Source organism: Streptomyces luteoverticillatus (genome assembly GCF_003970715.1).
Classification (GTDB): domain Bacteria; phylum Actinomycetota; class Actinomycetes; order Streptomycetales; family Streptomycetaceae; genus Streptomyces; species Streptomyces abikoensis.
In genome coordinates this window covers 1,912,980-1,929,659 of record NZ_CP034587.1, presented here as the reverse complement: position 1 = coordinate 1,929,659, position 16,680 = coordinate 1,912,980, and the positions used below count along the sequence as shown (strand labels likewise).

Here is a 16,680-nt window from a genome sequence, read left to right as displayed (position 1 = left end):
GGTGACCTCCGGTGATCGCACTGTCCCTCGCCGAGGTCGCCGCGATCGTCGGCGGACAGCAGCACGACATACCGGACCCGGGGCTCATCGCCACCGGCCCGGTCGTGATCGACTCCCGTGAGGTGCGGCCCGGCAGCCTCTTCGCCGCGCTGCCCGGCGACCGCGTCGACGGCCACGACTACGCCGAGCGCGCCATCGCCTCCGGCGCGGCCGCCGTACTGGCCGCCCGGCCCGTCGGCGTACCCGCGATCGTCGTCCCCGACGTCGTCGAGGCGCTGGGCACCCTCGCCCGCGCCGTCGTGGAGCGGCTCGGCACCACCGTCGTCGCCCTCACCGGCTCGGCCGGCAAGACCAGCACCAAGGACCTGATCGCCCAGCTGCTGGAGCGCCTCGGCCCCACCGTCTGGACGCCCGGCAACTTCAACAACGAGATCGGCCTGCCGGTCACGGCCCTGATGGCCGGCGAGGACACCCGTCACCTCGTGCTGGAGATGGGCGCCCGCGGCATCGGCCACATCCGCTACCTCGCCGGGCTCACCCCGCCGCGCGTCGGCCTCGTCCTCAACGTCGGCACCGCCCACATCGGCGAGTTCGGCGGCCGCGAGGCGATCGCCGAGGCCAAGGGCGAGCTGGTCGAGGTGCTGCCCGCCGCCGCGGAGGGCGGCGTCGCCGTGCTCAACGCCGACGACCCCCTCGTCCGCGCCATGAACGCCCGCACCAAGGCCCGGGTGGTCCTCTTCGGCGAGGCCCCGGACGCGGACGTGCGCGCCGAGAACGTCCGGCTCGACGACTTCGGCCGGCCCTCCTTCACGCTTCACACACCCACCGGGTGCGCCGACGTGACCATGCGGCTGTACGGTGAGCACCACGTGTCGAACGCGCTCGCCGCGGCCGCCGTCGCCCATGAGCTGGGCATGCCCGTAGCGGAGGTCGCCGCCGCGCTCTCCGGGGCCGGTCAGCTCTCCCGCTGGCGCATGGAGGTCACCGAGCGCGCGGACGGCGTGACGATCGTCAACGACGCCTACAACGCGAACCCCGAATCCATGCGAGCGGCGCTGCGCGCGCTGGCCGCGATGGGCGAAGCCGCCCGGGCTAGGGGTGGACGGACGTGGGCAGTACTCGGTCGGATGGCCGAGCTGGGCGAGGAGTCACTCGCCGAGCACGACGCGGTCGGACGGCTGGTCGTCCGGCTCAATGTCGGCAAGCTCGTGGCAGTCGGGGGCAGGGAAGCGGCCTGGTTGCAGATGGGCGCCTATAACGAGGGTTCGTGGGGTGAGGAGTCGGTGCACGTGTCCGACGCGCAGGCGGCCGTCGACCTGTTGCGCAGTGAGCTGCGCCCGGGAGACGTCGTGCTGTTGAAGGCGTCCCGGTCGGCGGGGCTGGAGCGGGTGGCCGAGGCGCTGCTCGCGGTCGACGGCGAGGTCGCCGGCTGATGAACCAGATCCTCTTCGCGGGTGTCATCGGTCTGTTCCTGACCCTCATCGGCACCCCGCTGCTGATCAAGTTCCTCGCCCGCAAGGGCTACGGCCAGTTCATCCGCGACGACGGCCCGCGCGGCCACGCCGGGAAGAAGGGCACGCCCACCATGGGTGGCATCGCCTTCATCCTGGCCACGCTGATCGCGTATGCCGTCACCAAGGTGATCACCAGTCACTCGCCGACGACCTCGGGCCTGCTGGTGCTCTTCCTGACCGCCGGCATGGGCCTGGTCGGCTTCCTCGACGACTACATCAAGATCGTCAAGCAGCGCAGCCTCGGTCTGCGCGCCAAGGCGAAGATGGCCGGCCAGCTGATCGTCGGCATCGCCTTCGCCGTCCTCGCGCTGCAGTTCGCCGACACCCGGGGCCAGACCCCGGCGTCCACGCGGCTGTCCTTCACCCAGGACTTCGGCTGGTCCGTCGGCCCCGTGATCTTCGTGATCTGGGCACTGTTCATGATCCTCGCGATGTCGAACGGCGTGAACCTCACCGACGGACTCGACGGCCTGGCCACCGGCGCCTCCGTGATGGTCTTCGGCGCCTACGTCTTCATCGGCACCTGGCAGCACGGCCAGTGGTGCGGCAACTCGCTCACCGCCGGCGCCGCCTGTTACGAGGTGCGCGACCCGCTCGACCTCGCCGTGGTCGCCTCGGCCCTGATGGGCTCCTGCTTCGGCTTCCTGTGGTGGAACACCTCGCCCGCCAAGATCTTCATGGGCGACACCGGCTCGCTCGCCCTCGGCGGCGCCCTCGCGGGCCTGGCGATCTGCTCCCGCACGGAGCTGCTGCTCGCCCTCCTCGGCGGTCTGTTCGTCCTCATCACCATGTCCGTGGTGATCCAGGTCGGCTCGTTCCGCCTCACCGGGAAGCGCGTCTTCCGGATGGCCCCGCTCCAGCACCACTTCGAGCTCAAGGGGTGGAGCGAGGTCCTTGTGGTGGTCCGCTTCTGGATCATCCAGGGCCTGTGCGTGGCCGTCGGACTCGGAATCTTCTACGCCGGATGGTTGGCCATCAAGTGAGTACCGCGGAGTTCAGCGGCAAGCGCGTCACCGTCGCCGGCCTCGGTGTGAGCGGCGTCAGCGCCGCCCGCGCCCTGGCCGGCCTCGGCGCGAGCGTGACCGTCGTCGACGGCGGCGACAGCGAGGCCCTGCGCGAGCGCGCCGCCTCCCTGGAGACCGCCGGGATCACCGTCCGCCTGGGCGACGCGGCCACCCTGCCCGAGGGCACCGACCTCGTCGTCACCTCACCCGGCTGGCGGCCCGACAGCCCGCTCTTCGCGGCCGCCGCCGAGGCGGGCGTGGACGTCGTCGGCGACGTCGAGATCGCCTGGCGGCTGCGCGGCCCCGACGCCGCGCCCTGGCTGGCGATCACCGGCACCAACGGCAAGACCACCACCGTGCAGATGCTGGCCTCCATCCTGAAGGCCGCCGGGCTCCGCACGGCCGCCGTGGGCAACATCGGCACCCCGATCATCGACGTGGTGCTCGGCGACGAGCCCCACGACGTGCTCGCCGTCGAGCTCTCCAGCTACCAGCTGCACTGGGCGCCCTCGCTGCGCGCCCACTCCGCGGCCGTGCTCAACCTCGCCCCCGACCACCTCGACTGGCACGGCTCCATGCGCGCCTACGCCGCCGACAAGGGCCGGATCTACGAGGGCAACACGATCGCCTGCGTCTACAACGTCGAGGACCCGCGCACCGAGCGCCTGGTGGAGCAGGCCGACGTCGAGGAGGGCTGCCGCGCCATCGGCTTCACCCTCGGCGCCCCCGGCCCCTCCATGCTCGGCGTCGTCGAGGGCCTGCTCGTCGACCGCGCCTTCGTGGAGAACCGCCAGCAGCAGGCCCAGGAGCTCGCCGAGGTCTCCGACGTCCACCCGCCGGCGCCGCACAACATCGCCAACGCCCTGGCCGCCGCCGCCCTGGCCCGCGCCTTCGGCGTCGACGCCCGGGCCGTCCGCGACGGCCTGCGCGCCTTCCGGCCCGACGCCCACCGCATCGCCCACGTCGCCGACGTCGACGGCGTCGCCTACGTGGACGACTCCAAGGCCACCAACACCCACGCCGCCCAGGCGTCCCTCGCGGCGTACGAGTCGATCGTGTGGATCGCCGGCGGCCTCGCCAAGGGCGCCACCTTCGACGACCTGGTCGCCTCCGCCGCGAAGCGGCTGCGAGGAGCCGTCCTGATCGGGGCCGACCGGGCGCTGATCAGGGAAGCCCTGGCGCGACACGCCCCGGATGTGCCGGTGGTGGACCTCGACCGGACCGACACTGGGGCGATGGCCGAGGCGGTTCGCGAGGCGGCGCGGCTCGCCGGCCCGGGGGACACCGTCCTCATGGCCCCGGCCTGTGCGTCGATGGACATGTTCACCAACTACAACGAGCGCGGCGAGGCCTTCGCCGAGGCGGTGCGGGCCCTGACCGCCGGCCGCGGCACGGACGCGTAGCCCGCCGGTCCCCGCGGCCGGGCGCCGCGCCCGCCAGGAACCGACGAGCGCGGCGATCCGGCCCCGGCGACACGGCCGGACGCCGCGGGAGACCAGCGAAGGGGCGACCCGGATGCACGCGGACGACATGCTGACGCCGGCCGGCGTGTGGCGGGCCCTGCGCGGGCCCGCGGCGGGCTCCCGGTCCGTACGGGCGCCCCGCCCGCCGGCCCGTGGCGGGTCCGGGCGCGCTCCCGCGCCCCGGCGGCCCCCCGGCGGCCGGGGCGGCGGCCTGCGGGGCCTCCACGCCCGCGCCAGGCGCGCCTGGGACCGGCCGCTGACCGCGTACTACCTGGTGCTCGGCGGATCCCTGCTGATCATCGTGCTCGGTCTGGTGATGGTCTACTCCGCCTCCCAGATCAAGGCCCTCCAGAACGGCCTCGCCCCCAGCTACTTCTTCCGCAAGCAGCTGCTGGCCGCCGCCATCGGCACCGTCCTGCTGCTCGCGGCCGCCCGTACCCCGGTCCGGCTGCTGCGCGCCCTGGCCTACCCGCTGCTGGCCGTCTCGGTCTTCCTGCTCTGCCTCGTCCAGGTGCCCGGCATCGGCGAGACCATCAACGGCAACACCAACTGGATCGCGCTCGGCGGTCCTTTCCAGATGCAGCCCAGCGAGTTCGCCAAGCTCGCGCTCGTGCTGTGGGGCGCCGACCTGCTGGCCCGCAAGCACTCCAAGAAGCTCCTCACCCAGTGGAAGCACCTGCTGGTGCCGCTGGTCCCGGTCACCTTCCTGCTGCTGGGCCTGATCATGCTCGGCGGCGACATGGGCACCACCGTGGTCCTCACCGCCGTGCTGCTCGGCCTGCTGTGGGTGGCGGGCGCCCCCACCCGGCTCTTCTCCGGGGTGTTCGGTATCACCGCCGCCCTCGCCGTACTCTTCATCAAGACCAGTGCGAACCGGATGTCCCGGCTGGAGTGCATCGGGGCCACGGACCCGGGCGACCACGACCAGTGCTGGCAGGCCGTCCACGGCATCTACGCGCTGGCCAACGGCGGCTGGTTCGGTGCCGGACTCGGGGCGAGTGTGGAAAAATGGGGTGAACTACCCGAGCCCCACACCGACTTCATCTTCGCGATCACCGGCGAGGAGCTGGGTCTGGCGGGGACGCTGTCGGTACTCGCCCTGTTCGCGGCTCTAGGCTATGCGGGTATCCGCGTGGCCGGACGCACGGAGGACCCCTTCGTGAGGTACGCCGCGGGAGGTGTGACCACCTGGATCACGGCCCAGGCCGTGGTCAACATCGGTGCGGTGCTCGGTCTGCTGCCGATCGCCGGTGTCCCGCTCCCGCTGTTCTCCTACGGGGGGTCGGCCCTGCTGCCGACCATGTTCGCCATCGGACTGCTCATCGCCTTCGCACGCGACGAACCCGGTGCGCGGGCGGCGCTGGCCATGCGGCAGCCTGGGGTGAGATGGAAGACGATGAGACGGCGCGTCAAGAAGCGACCGTCCGGAGAGCGGTGAATTTCGGTGCATGTCGTACTCGCCGGCGGAGGAACCGCCGGACACATCGAGCCCGCGCTCGCCCTCGCGGACGCCCTGCGCAGGCAGGACCCGACCGTGGGGATCACAGCGCTCGGCACGGAGCGGGGCCTGGAGACCCGCCTGGTGCCCGAGCGGGGCTACGAGCTGGGGCTGATCCCCGCCGTACCGCTGCCCCGCAAGCCCACCCCGGAGCTGATCACCGTCCCCGGGCGGCTGCGCGGCACCATCAAGGCCGCCGAGCAGATCCTGGAGCGCACCAAGGCCGACTGCGTGGTCGGCTTCGGCGGCTACGTGGCGCTGCCCGGCTACCTGGCCGCCAAGCGGCGCGGTGTGCCGATCATCGTCCACGAGGCCAACGCCCGCCCCGGCCTGGCCAACAAGATCGGCTCGCGCTACGCCGCCGGCGTCGCGGTGTCCACCCCGGACAGCAAGCTGCGCAACGCCCGCTACGTGGGCATCCCGCTGCGCCGCACCATCGCGACCCTGGACCGGGCGGCCGTCCGCCCCGAGGCCCGGGCCGCCTTCGGGCTCGACCCCAACCTGCCCACGCTGCTGGTCTCCGGCGGCTCGCAGGGCGCCCGCCGGCTGAACGAGGTCGTCCAGACCGTCGTGCCGTTCCTCCAGCGCGCGGGCATCCAGGTGCTCCACGCGGTCGGTCCGAAGAACGAACTGCCGCGCGTCGACAACATGCCCGGAATGCCGCCCTATGTCCCGGTATCGTATGTAGACCGGATGGACCTCGCGTACGCCGCGGCCGACATGATGCTCTGCCGCGCGGGCGCGATGACCGTCGCGGAGCTGTCCGCCGTCGGCCTCCCGGCGGCCTACGTCCCGCTGCCCATCGGCAACGGCGAGCAGCGGCTCAACGCCCAGCCGCTCGTCAAGGCGGGCGGCGGCCTGCTGGTCGACGACGCCGAGCTCACCCCCGAGTGGGTGACGTCCAACGTCCTTCCGGTGCTGTCCGATCCGCACCGGCTGTACGACATGTCCCGGGCCGCCGCCGAGTTCGGCCGGCGCGACGCCGACGAGCTGCTGGTCGGCATGGTGTACGAGGCGATCGCCGCACACAGAGCGGGCTGACGGCCCGTAGGAGCAGGAGGCTGGGGAGCGTGGCCGGACCGACGACCGCCCGGCGTGGGGCGGCCAAGAACGGCAAGTCCAAGTCCTCCGGGACCGCGAGGTCTTCCGGGTCCGCCGGACAGACCAGGCGGCCCAAGCCGTCCCGGTCCCCGTCCTCCGGCACGCCCCGGCGGGGCCGCGCGCCCCGCCGGGGCGGCCCGGGCGGCCCCCGGGCCCGCCTCCGCCCCGGCGCGCGCGGACCGCTCCTCTGGGCGGTCGTCAGCCTGCTGTCCGGCGCCGCCGCCATCTGGGTGCTCTACGGCTCCGGCTGGCTGCGCGTCACCCGCGTGGAGGTCAGCGGCACCACGGTGCTGACGGCCGCACAGGTGAGCGAGGCGGCCCGGGTGCCGCTGGGCGACCCCCTGGCCTCCGTGGACGCCGACGCCATCGAGGAACGGCTGCTGACCCGGCTGAAGCGGATCGAGTCGGTGGACGTCGTACGTTCCTGGCCGCACACGATCGGTCTGAAAGTGACCGAACGCCGCCCCAAGGTCCTGCTCGAAAAGGGCGGGAAGTTTATTGAAATCGACGGCAGCGGAGTGCGGTTCGCCACAGTCGATCAAGCCGTGGCCGGGGTGCCCCGGCTCGTGGTGGAGGACTCCGGCTCGCCCGGCAACCGCCGGTTCGGCGTCGAACGGCTGGAGCGCGAGGCCGCCCGCGTCGCCGCCGACCTGCCCGCCGAGGTGCGCCGGGACACCCGCGCCATCCGGGTGCGCTCCTACGACTCCATCACCGTCGAGCTGACGGATGATCGGACGATCGCCTGGGGCAGTGGTGAGCGGGGCGAGGCGAAGGCCCGTACGCTCGTTGCGCTCCTCAAGGCGGCGGGGGGCGCGAAACACTTCGATGTGAGCGCCCCGGCGGCGCCCGCGGTGTCCGGGAGTTGACGTCGATCCCGGCTGGCCAGCACCCTGGTTGGCTACGGCTATGGGTGATCACATAGGGTGAAAAGAAAAACGGGAGGTTCGGCGTGTTCGTTGAAGCCGCGCCGCTTGTCGACTTAGTGTCCTGTTTCGGAGAACCCAGGGAACAGTGGCACCGGTAACCCTAAACTTCAACGTTAGGGTTCGGGTCGGCATTGAGAACCGCCCCCAGGCATACGTAACTCGAGGCGAGAGGCCTTCGACGTGGCAGCACCGCAGAACTACCTCGCAGTCATCAAGGTCGTCGGTATCGGCGGCGGTGGCGTGAACGCCATCAACCGGATGATCGAGGTCGGTCTCAAGGGCGTCGAGTTCATCGCGATCAACACCGATGCACAGGCCCTGCTGATGAGCGACGCCGACGTCAAGCTCGACGTCGGCCGGGAACTCACGCGTGGCCTCGGTGCCGGCGCGAACCCCGATGTCGGCCGCAAGGCGGCCGAGGACCACCGCGAGGAGATCGAGGAGGTCCTCAAGGGGGCCGACATGGTCTTCGTCACCGCCGGCGAGGGCGGCGGCACCGGCACCGGCGGCGCGCCCGTCGTGGCCAACATCGCCCGCTCGCTGGGCGCCCTGACGATCGGTGTGGTCACCCGACCGTTCACCTTCGAGGGCCGGCGCCGGGCGAACCAGGCCGAGGACGGCATCGCCAGCCTCCGCGACGAGGTGGACACGCTCATCGTCATCCCCAACGACCGGCTGCTGTCCATCTCGGACCGCCAGGTGAGCGTGCTCGACGCGTTCAAGTCGGCCGACCAGGTCCTGCTCTCCGGTGTCCAGGGCATCACCGACCTGATCACCACCCCCGGCCTGATCAACCTGGACTTCGCCGACGTCAAGTCGGTGATGTCCGAGGCGGGCTCGGCCCTCATGGGCATCGGCTCGGCCCGCGGCGACGACCGCGCCGTGGCCGCCGCCGAGATGGCGATCTCCTCGCCGCTGCTGGAGGCGTCCATCGACGGCGCCCGCGGTGTGCTGCTCTCCATCTCCGGTGGTTCCGACCTCGGTCTCTTCGAGATCAACGAGGCGGCCCAGCTGGTCAGCGAGGCCGCCCACCCCGAGGCCAACATCATCTTCGGTGCCGTCATCGACGACGCCCTGGGCGACGAGGTCCGGGTCACCGTCATCGCGGCCGGCTTCGACGGCGGTCAGCCGCCGGCCAAGGGCAGCCGCGACAAGGTGCTCGGCGGCTCGTCCTCCTACGGCTCCGGCCGCGAGGAGAGCCCGGTCGGCGCCGGCCGGCCGGCCACCGCGCCCGAGCCGTCCCGCCCGTCCTTCGGCGGCCTCGGCAGCGTGACCCCGCGCACCGAGGAGCCCGCGCCGGCCGAGCCGTCGCCGGTCGCCGAGGTCCCCCCGCCGCCGGTCAGCTCCCCGCAGGTGCCGCCGGCCCGGCCGTACCAGGACTCGACGGCCGAGGAACTGGACGTCCCCGACTTCCTGAAGTGACCGCACTTCACGGGAGCTCGCCCGAGGCGGCACCGCCTCGGGCGAACCGGTCCACCGGCGACCGGCCCTGAATCCGGACCAGCCCGAAGTGACACCGAAGAACCACTGAACGGCAGCGAGTGATAGGGCAACAGCACACAGTGCCCCCCGTAGAACACGTGGCACACGCGAGCGGCGCGCACTTCGCCTCCACCGACAGGTGGGGCGGGGTGAGCGCCGCTCCGTATGCGGAGCTCAACCTCGGCGGAGCGGTCGGTGACGACCCGGCCGCCGTGCGGACCAACCGGGCGCGGGCCGCCGAGGCCCTCGGCCTCGACCCGGCCGGCGTCGTCTGGATGAACCAGGTGCACGGCAAGGACGTCGCCGTCGTGGACGGACCGTGGCAAAAGGGGGAAACCCCGGCGGTGGACGCGGTGGTGACCACCCGTCGGGGCCTGGCCCTCGCGGTGCTCACCGCCGACTGCGTCCCGGTGCTCCTCGCCGACCCGGTCGCCGGGATCACGGGCGCCGCCCACGCCGGGCGCCCCGGGCTCGTCGCCGGAGTGGTCCCGGCGGTGGTGACGGAGATGCTCCGGCTCGGCGCCGAGCCGGACCGGATCGTCGGCCACATCGGACCCTCGGTCTGCGGCGGCTGCTACGAGGTGCCCGAGGCGATGCGCGCCGAGGTCGCCGAGGCGGCGCCGGAGTCCTGGGCCACCACCCGGCGGGGCACCCCCGCGGTGGACGTGGCGAACGGGGTCGCCGCCCAGCTCGGCCGAATGGGCGTCACCTCCGTGGGCAGATCGGACATCTGCACGATGGAGTCCGCCGACCACTTCTCCTACCGGCGCGAGCGGACCACGGGTCGGCTGGCCTCCTACGTATGGCTGGAGGAGCAGTCGTGACGGACCGCAAGGACCAGTTGGCCCACAGTCTCGCTCGGGTGGAGGAACGTATCTCCACCGCCTGTGCCTCGGCGGGCCGGCCGCGCGAGGAGGTGACCCTCATCGTGGTCACCAAGACCTACCCCGCGAGCGACGTCCGTCTCCTCGCGGAGCTGGGGGTCCGTCATGTAGGGGAGAACCGCGACCAGGACGCCGCCCCCAAGGCGGCGGAGTGCTCGGATCTGCCCCTTACCTGGCACTTCGTCGGACAGTTGCAGACAAACAAGGTCCGGTCGGTGGTGAATTACGCCGGTCTGGTGCACTCCATTGACCGGGACCGACTGGTCACCTCCCTGTCCCAGGCGGCCGCCCGGACCGGGCGGGAGACCGAGCTCGACTGCCTGATCCAGGTGGCGCTCGACGCGGAGTCGGGGGAGCGCGGGGCGCGGGGAGGTGTCGCGCCCGACGGCGTGGCGGCCCTGGCCGACGAGATCGCCGCGGCGGAAGGGCTGCGACCGGCGGGTTTGATGACGGTCGCTCCGCTCTCCGGCCCCTTCGCGGGCAGACCGCGGGCCGCCTTCGAGCGGCTGATGGAAATCTCAACGCACCTGCGCGCGGCTCATCCGACTGCGAACATGGTGTCAGCAGGGATGAGCGCGGATCTCGAGGACGCCGTTGCGGCCGGTGCGACACATGTACGTGTCGGCTCAGCGGTACTCGGAGTCCGACCCCGGCTCGGGTAACGTCGCCAGGAAGTCGGACCACAGCAGAAAATATGGTCATTCCCGCCAAAAGGCGGGCGGACCACGTGGATCCGGGCGCCGTTGACGGAGCCGATCCACCACAGAGCGGAGGATGCGGAGAATGGCCGGCGCGATGCGCAAGATGGCGGTCTACCTCGGCCTCGTGGAGGACGATGGGTACGACGGCCCGGGGTTCGACCCCGATGACGAGTTCGAACCCGAGCCGGAGCCGGACCGGCGCCGGCAGCAGCAACACCAGGCGCACACGGCACAACAGACGCAATCGGACGAACCGGTTCGAGTCGCCCAGCCGCCCGCACAGCGTGAACCGGCTCCGCTCGTAGCGGAACCGGGACGACCCGCCCGAATCGCCCCCGTGTCGTCCATCACACCCGAACGCCACTCTCTGGAGAAGAACGCACCGGTGATCATGCCCAAGGTTGTGTCCGAGCGGGAGCCCTACCGCATCACGACATTGCACCCCCGGACCTACAACGAGGCCCGTACCATCGGGGAACACTTCCGCGAGGGCACTCCGGTGATCATGAATCTCACCGAGATGGACGACACCGACGCGAAGCGACTTGTCGACTTCGCGGCCGGTCTGGTCTTCGGACTCCACGGCAGCATCGAGCGGGTGACACAGAAGGTGTTCCTGCTGTCGCCTGCTAACGTCGATGTCACGGCGGAGGACAAGGCCCGCATCGCAGAGGGTGGGTTCTTCAACCAGAGCTGAGACGCAACACCGGGCAATCCGGACAACGACCGGTCAGGTCGAGTACGAGCAAGGGGAGAGGGAAGCGCGAGATGGGCATCGCACAGCAGGTGATCTACATCGCGCTGTACTGCTTCCTGATCGTGCTGATCTTCCGGCTGGTGATGGACTACGTCTTCCAGTTCGCCCGCTCGTGGCAACCCGGTAAGGCGATGGTGGTCCTCCTGGAGGCCACCTACACTGTCACCGATCCGCCACTCAAGCTTCTGCGGCGGGTCATCCCGCCGCTGCGTCTCGGGGGCGTAGCGCTCGACCTGTCCTTCTTCGTACTGATGATCATCGTCTACATCCTGATCACCGTCGTGAGCCGGCTGTGAACGCGGCTGTGAACGATACGGTCTTGCCGATTGCCGACGACTACGTTGAGGTGAAGAAGAGATGCCGCTGAGCCCCGAGGACGTGCGGAACAAGCAGTTCACGACCGTCCGCCTCCGAGAAGGCTATGACGAGGACGAGGTCGACGCCTTTCTCGACGAGGTGGAGGCGGAACTGACCCGCCTGCTCCGGGAGAACGAGGACCTGCGCGCCAAGCTGGCCGCCGCGACGCGTGCCGCCGCGCAGAACCAGCAGCAGAACATGCGCAAGCCCGAGCCCCAGGACCAGCGACCCGGCGCTCCGGTGCCCGCCGCCATATCGGGCCCGCAGCCGGTACCGCCGAACCAGCAGCAGATGGGCGGCCCGCCGCAGCTTCCGGGCGGTGCCCCGCAGCTGCCGGCCGGTCCGGGCGGTCACGGCCACGGTCCCCAGGGTCCGCACGGTCCCGGCCCGATGGGACAGAACGGCCCGATGGGACAGAACGGTCCGATGGGGCAGAACGGCCCCATGGGTCAGAATGGACCGATGGGCCAGAACGGCCCGATGGGTGGCCCGATGGGCGGACCCATGGGACAGAACGGACCGATGGGGCAGAACCCCATGGGCCAGAACGGTCCGATGGGCCAGAACCCCATGGCGCAGAACGCCCCCATGGGCGCACCGCAGCTGCCGCAGCCGGGCCAGGGTCCGGGTGGCGACAGCGCGGCCCGTGTTCTCTCGCTCGCGCAGCAGACGGCCGACCAGGCGATCGCGGAGGCCCGTTCCGAGGCCAACAAGATCGTCGGCGAGGCGCGCAGCCGCGCCGAGGGTCTGGAGCGGGACGCCCGTGCCAAGGCGGACGCCCTGGAGCGGGACGCGCAGGAGAAGCACCGTGTCGCGATGGGCTCCCTGGAGTCCGCCCGCGCCACGCTGGAGCGCAAGGTCGAGGACCTGCGCGGCTTCGAGCGCGAGTACCGCACGCGCCTGAAGTCCTACCTGGAGAGCCAGCTGCGTCAGCTGGAGAACCAGGCGGACGACTCGCTGGCCCCGCCGCGCACCCCGGCCGCCGCGTCGCTGCCGCCGGCCCCCTCGATGAGCGGGTCGATGGCCTCGGCCGGCGCGGGCATGGGCGGTCACAGCATGGGCGGCAACCAGTCGATGGGCGCTCCCTCCGCGGGTGCCCCGTCGTACGGCGGTCAGCAGCAGATGTCGCCGGCCATGACGCAGCCGATGGCTCCGGTGCGGCCGCAGGGGCAGCAGCCGATGCAGGCGCCTTCGCCGATGCGTGGGTTCCTCATCGATGAGGACGACAACTGACGGTTGCTCTGCGAGCGGCTTATACGGGCCGGGGCCCCTGGAATTCCAGGGGCCCCGGCCCGTTTTTCCGCGCCTTCGGCGCGGGTTTCGCCCACCCGCCCGCCCGATTGCCCGGCACGGTCAGCCCGTCCGTACTCATGACGGTCCGGGCAATCGGGCGGGCGGGTGAACAGAACCCCCGGCGCGGTAGCGCCGGGGGGTTCTGTTCACCCGTCTGCTTACGCCTTACGGAGGCGGAACGTCAGTCCGAGCCCCTCGTCGGTGAAGGGCTCACCGTAAGAGCCATCCGCGTCGCCGGACGAGAAGTCCGTGGCGAGGACCTCGTCCGCGATGAGACCGGCGTGCTCGCCCAGCGCCGTGACGACCTCCTCGTCCGTGGAGACCCACCGCAGCGCGATGCGGTCCGCCACGTCCAGGCCGCTGTTCTTGCGCGCCTCCTGGATCAGCCGGATCGCGTCGCGGGCCAGGCCCGCGCGTCGCAGCTCGGGCGTGATCTCCAGGTCGAGCGCGACGGTCGCGCCCGAGTCGGAGGCCACGGACCAGCCCTCGCGGGGGGTCTCGGTGATGATGACCTCGTCCGGAGCGAGGGCGACGGTCTCACCGTCGACGACGACCGAGGCCGTCCCCTCGCGCAGGGCCAGCGACAGCGCCGCCGCGTCGGCGGCCGCGACCGCCTTCGCCACCGCCTGGACGCCCTTGCCGAAACGCTTGCCCAGCGCGCGGAAGTTCGCCTTGGCCGTGGTGTCGACGAGCGAACCGCCGACCTCCGAGAGGGAGGCGAGCGAGGAGACGTTCAGCTCCTCGGCGATCTGGGCGCGCAGCTCCTCGCCCAGCGTCTCGAAACCGGCCGCCGCGACCAGCGCGCGGGACAGCGGCTGGCGCGTCTTGACACCGGACTCGGCGCGCGTGGCACGACCCAGCTCGACCAGGCGGCGGACCAGCAGCATCTGCTGCGACAGCGCCGGGTCCATGAGGGAGGCGTCCGCGACGGGCCACGTGGCGAGGTGCACCGACTCCGGGGCCTGCGGGTCGACCGGGACGACCAGGTCCTGCCACACCCGCTCGGTGATGAACGGAGTGAGAGGGGCCATCAGCCGCGTGACGGTCTCGATGACCTCGTGCAGCGTGCGCAGCGCGGCCGCGTCGCCCTGCCAGAAGCGGCGGCGGGAGCGGCGGACGTACCAGTTGGAGAGGTCGTCGACGAAGGCGGAGAGCAGCTTGCCGGCGCGCTGGGTGTCGTAGGCCTCCAGGGCCTGGGTGACCTGGTCGACGAGCGTGTTGAGCTCGCCGAGCAGCCAACGGTCGATCAGCGGGCGGTCGGCCGCCGCCGGGTCCGACGCGCTGGGCGCCCAGCCGGACGTCCGGGCGTACAGGGCCTGGAAGGCGACGGTGTTCCAGTAGGTGAGGAGCGTCTTGCGCACCACCTCCTGGATCGTGCCGTGGCCCACGCGACGCGCGGCCCACGGGGAGCCGCCGGCCGCCATGAACCAGCGGACGGCGTCGGCGCCGTGCTGGTCCATCAGCGGGATGGGCTGGAGGATGTTGCCCAGGTGCTTGGACATCTTCCGGCCGTCCTCGGCGAGGATGTGGCCCAGGCAGACCACGTTCTCGTACGACGACTTGTCGAAGACGAGCGTGCCGACCGCCATCAGCGTGTAGAACCAGCCACGCGTCTGGTCGATGGCCTCGGAGATGAACTGCGCCGGGTAGCGCTGCTCGAAGAGCTCCTTGTTCTTGTAGGGGTAGCCCCACTGGGCGAACGGCATGGAGCCCGAGTCGTACCAGGCGTCGATGACCTCCGGCACGCGGACGGCGGTGTGCGAGCACCCCTCGGCCGTGCAGCCGAAGGTCACGTCGTCGATGTACGGACGGTGCGGGTCGAGGCCGCTCTGGTCGGTGCCGGTCAGCTCGGAGAGCTCGGCCAGCGAGCCGACGCAGGTGAGGTGGTTCTCCTCGCAGCGCCAGATGGGCAGCGGGGTGCCCCAGTAGCGGTTGCGGGAGAGCGCCCAGTCGATGTTGTTGTTCAGCCAGTCGCCGAAGCGGCCGTGCTTGACCGAGTCGGGGAACCAGTTGGTCTTCTCGTTCTCCTGGAGAAGCCGGTCCTTGACGGCGGTGGTGCGGATGTACCAGGACGGCTGCGCGTAGTAGAGGAGTGCGGTGTGGCAGCGCCAGCAGTGGGGGTAGCTGTGCTCGTAGGCGACGTGCCGGAAGAGCAGGCCGCGCTCGGTGAGGTCGGCGACGAGCTTCTCGTCGGCCTTCTTGAAGAACTCGCCGCCGACGAGGCCGAGGCTCTCCTCGAACGTGCCGTCGGGGCGGACCGGGTTGACGACCGGGAGGCCGTAGGCGCGGCAGGTCTTGAGGTCGTCCTCACCGAAGGCAGGGGCCTGGTGGACCAGACCGGTGCCGTCCTCGGTGGTGACGTACTCGGCGTTGACGACGAAGTGGGCGGCCTCGGGGAACTCGACCAGGTCGAACGGGCGACGGTAGGCCCAGCGCTCCATCTCACGGCCGGTGAAGGACTGGCCGGTGGCCGTCCAGCCCTCGCCGAGGGCCTTCTCCAGCAGCGGCTCGGCGACGACCAGCTTCTCGGTGCCGTCGGTGGCCACGACGTAGGTGACGTCGGGGTGCGCGGCGGCCGCGGTGTTGGAGACCAGCGTCCACGGGGTGGTCGTCCACACCAGCAGCGAGGCCTCGCCGGCGAGCGGGCCGGAGGTCAGCGGGAAGCGGACGAAGACGGAGGGGTCGACGACCGTCTCGTAGCCCTGCGCGAGCTCGTGGTCGGACAGGCCGGTGCCGCAGCGGGGGCACCAGGGGGCGACGCGGTGGTCCTGGACCAGCAGGCCCTTGTCGAAGATCTCCTTCAGCGACCACCAGACGGACTGGACGTAGTCCGGGTCCATGGTGCGGTAGGCGTCGTCCAGGTCGACCCAGTAGCCCATGCGGGTGGTGAGGTCGGCGAAGGCGTCGGTGTGACGGGTCACGGACTCGCGGCACTTGGCGTTGAACTCGGCGATGCCGTACGCCTCGATGTCCTGCTTGCCGGAGAAGCCGAGCTCCTTCTCGACGGCGAGCTCGACCGGCAGGCCGTGGCAGTCCCAGCCGGCCTTGCGGGCCACGTGGTAGCCCTGCATGGTGCGGAAGCGGGGGAAGACGTCCTTGAAGACGCGGGCTTCGATGTGGTGGGCGCCCGGCATGCCGTTGGCGGTGGGCGGGCCCTCGTAGAACACCCACTCGGGGCGGCCCTCGGACTGCTCGAGGGTGCGGGCGAAGGTCTTGTGCTCGCGCCAGAAGTCGAGCACCGCGTGCTCGAGGGCGGGCAGATCGACCTGTGCGGGTACCTGGCGGTACTGCGTCATCGGCTTCCTCCGGCGGAACGTCGTCGCACTGTCCGTCGGAGGGACGAGACGCGCAGCGCGCTCCCGCGGTACCACCCTCCTTGGCCGCAGACGCTTCGCGCGCCTCCGGCCCCCTCATTAGGGTCGCGACGCCGGTTCTACTGGCCCTCGTCGATCCGGGGGCGTTCTTCCGGCGGCTCCGGGCTGATCTTCACCCCGCGCACACCCCCGGGCTCGCACCGTCCCCGGATCGCTGATGGCTGCGTGCGGCGCTACTGGTCCCTTCCACGCCTTTCGCTGCGCCCAGTGTACGGGGCGGACGGCGCGACGGCCGACCGATTACGGGGCCGGAGGCGGGGCACGGGGGCGGAGACCGGCGAGCCCCGTTGCCGAGGGGGCCCGGGCGATTTATCGTTCCCGCACGA

General features: G+C 71.4%; 13 protein-coding genes. 12 read left to right on the top strand and 1 reads right to left on the bottom strand.

Annotation, left to right across the window (positions count from 1 at the left end; all coding sequences use genetic code 11):
- Positions 1–11 precede the first annotated feature (11 nt).
- The 12 genes from EKH77_RS08110 to EKH77_RS08055 all read left to right on the top strand — a co-directional run bounded on the left by EKH77_RS08110 (position 12) and on the right by EKH77_RS08055 (position 12,920).
- Entirely contained in the window at positions 12–1,433 is a 1,422-nt protein-coding gene (locus EKH77_RS08110; protein WP_126913737.1) for a UDP-N-acetylmuramoyl-tripeptide--D-alanyl-D-alanine ligase, read from the top strand.
- Positions 1,433–2,497, top strand: a complete 1,065-nt coding sequence (gene mraY, locus EKH77_RS08105; protein ID WP_126913736.1) for a phospho-N-acetylmuramoyl-pentapeptide-transferase — start codon at positions 1,433–1,435, stop codon at positions 2,495–2,497. Before EKH77_RS08110 ends, mraY begins: the two co-directional genes overlap by 1 nt.
- Complete coding sequence (murD, locus tag EKH77_RS08100) at positions 2,479–3,921, top strand: UDP-N-acetylmuramoyl-L-alanine--D-glutamate ligase (protein ID WP_126913735.1); 1,443 nt, start codon at positions 2,479–2,481, stop codon at positions 3,919–3,921. Before mraY ends, murD begins: the two co-directional genes overlap by 19 nt.
- 112 nt (positions 3,922–4,033) lie before the next feature.
- Positions 4,034–5,419, top strand: a complete 1,386-nt coding sequence (ftsW, locus tag EKH77_RS08095; protein WP_206279827.1) for a putative lipid II flippase FtsW — start codon at positions 4,034–4,036, stop codon at positions 5,417–5,419.
- A 6-nt stretch (positions 5,420–5,425) separates the two neighbouring features.
- Positions 5,426–6,520: an undecaprenyldiphospho-muramoylpentapeptide beta-N-acetylglucosaminyltransferase gene (gene murG / locus EKH77_RS08090; RefSeq protein WP_126913734.1), complete on the top strand. Its 1,095-nt coding sequence runs from the start codon at positions 5,426–5,428 to the stop codon at positions 6,518–6,520.
- Between the two features lie 29 nt (positions 6,521–6,549).
- Positions 6,550–7,446, top strand: coding sequence for a cell division protein FtsQ/DivIB (locus EKH77_RS08085; protein ID WP_126913733.1), 897 nt, complete (start codon positions 6,550–6,552; stop codon positions 7,444–7,446).
- A gap of 240 nt (positions 7,447–7,686) precedes the next feature.
- Positions 7,687–8,928, top strand: coding sequence for a cell division protein FtsZ (gene ftsZ / locus EKH77_RS08080; RefSeq protein ID WP_126913732.1), 1,242 nt, complete (start codon positions 7,687–7,689; stop codon positions 8,926–8,928).
- Between the two features lie 119 nt (positions 8,929–9,047).
- The gene (gene pgeF, locus EKH77_RS08075) at positions 9,048–9,812 is read left to right on the top strand and encodes a peptidoglycan editing factor PgeF (protein ID WP_417923192.1); all 765 of its coding nucleotides are present in this window, start codon (positions 9,048–9,050) and stop codon (positions 9,810–9,812) included.
- Positions 9,809–10,534, top strand: coding sequence for a YggS family pyridoxal phosphate-dependent enzyme (locus EKH77_RS08070; RefSeq protein ID WP_126913730.1), 726 nt, complete (start codon positions 9,809–9,811; stop codon positions 10,532–10,534). The genes pgeF and EKH77_RS08070 overlap by 4 nt, the downstream gene beginning before the upstream one ends.
- Before the next feature lie 121 nt (positions 10,535–10,655).
- Positions 10,656–11,270 carry a cell division protein SepF gene (locus EKH77_RS08065; protein ID WP_126913729.1) on the top strand — a complete coding sequence of 205 codons (615 nt, stop codon included), beginning with the start codon at positions 10,656–10,658 and terminating at the stop codon, positions 11,268–11,270.
- 71 nt (positions 11,271–11,341) lie between these two features.
- Positions 11,342–11,626: a YggT family protein gene (locus EKH77_RS08060; RefSeq protein WP_086567466.1), complete on the top strand. Its 285-nt coding sequence runs from the start codon at positions 11,342–11,344 to the stop codon at positions 11,624–11,626.
- 61 nt (positions 11,627–11,687) lie between these two features.
- Entirely contained in the window at positions 11,688–12,920 is a 1,233-nt protein-coding gene (locus EKH77_RS08055; RefSeq protein WP_126913728.1) for a DivIVA domain-containing protein, read from the top strand.
- A gap of 218 nt (positions 12,921–13,138) precedes the next feature.
- On the opposite strand, the gene ileS is transcribed toward EKH77_RS08055, so the two are convergent.
- Positions 13,139–16,276 carry an isoleucine--tRNA ligase gene (gene ileS, locus EKH77_RS08050; RefSeq protein ID WP_126913727.1) on the bottom strand — a complete coding sequence of 1,046 codons (3,138 nt, stop codon included), beginning with the start codon at positions 16,274–16,276 and terminating at the stop codon, positions 13,139–13,141.
- Between the last annotated feature and the right edge of the window lie 404 nt (positions 16,277–16,680).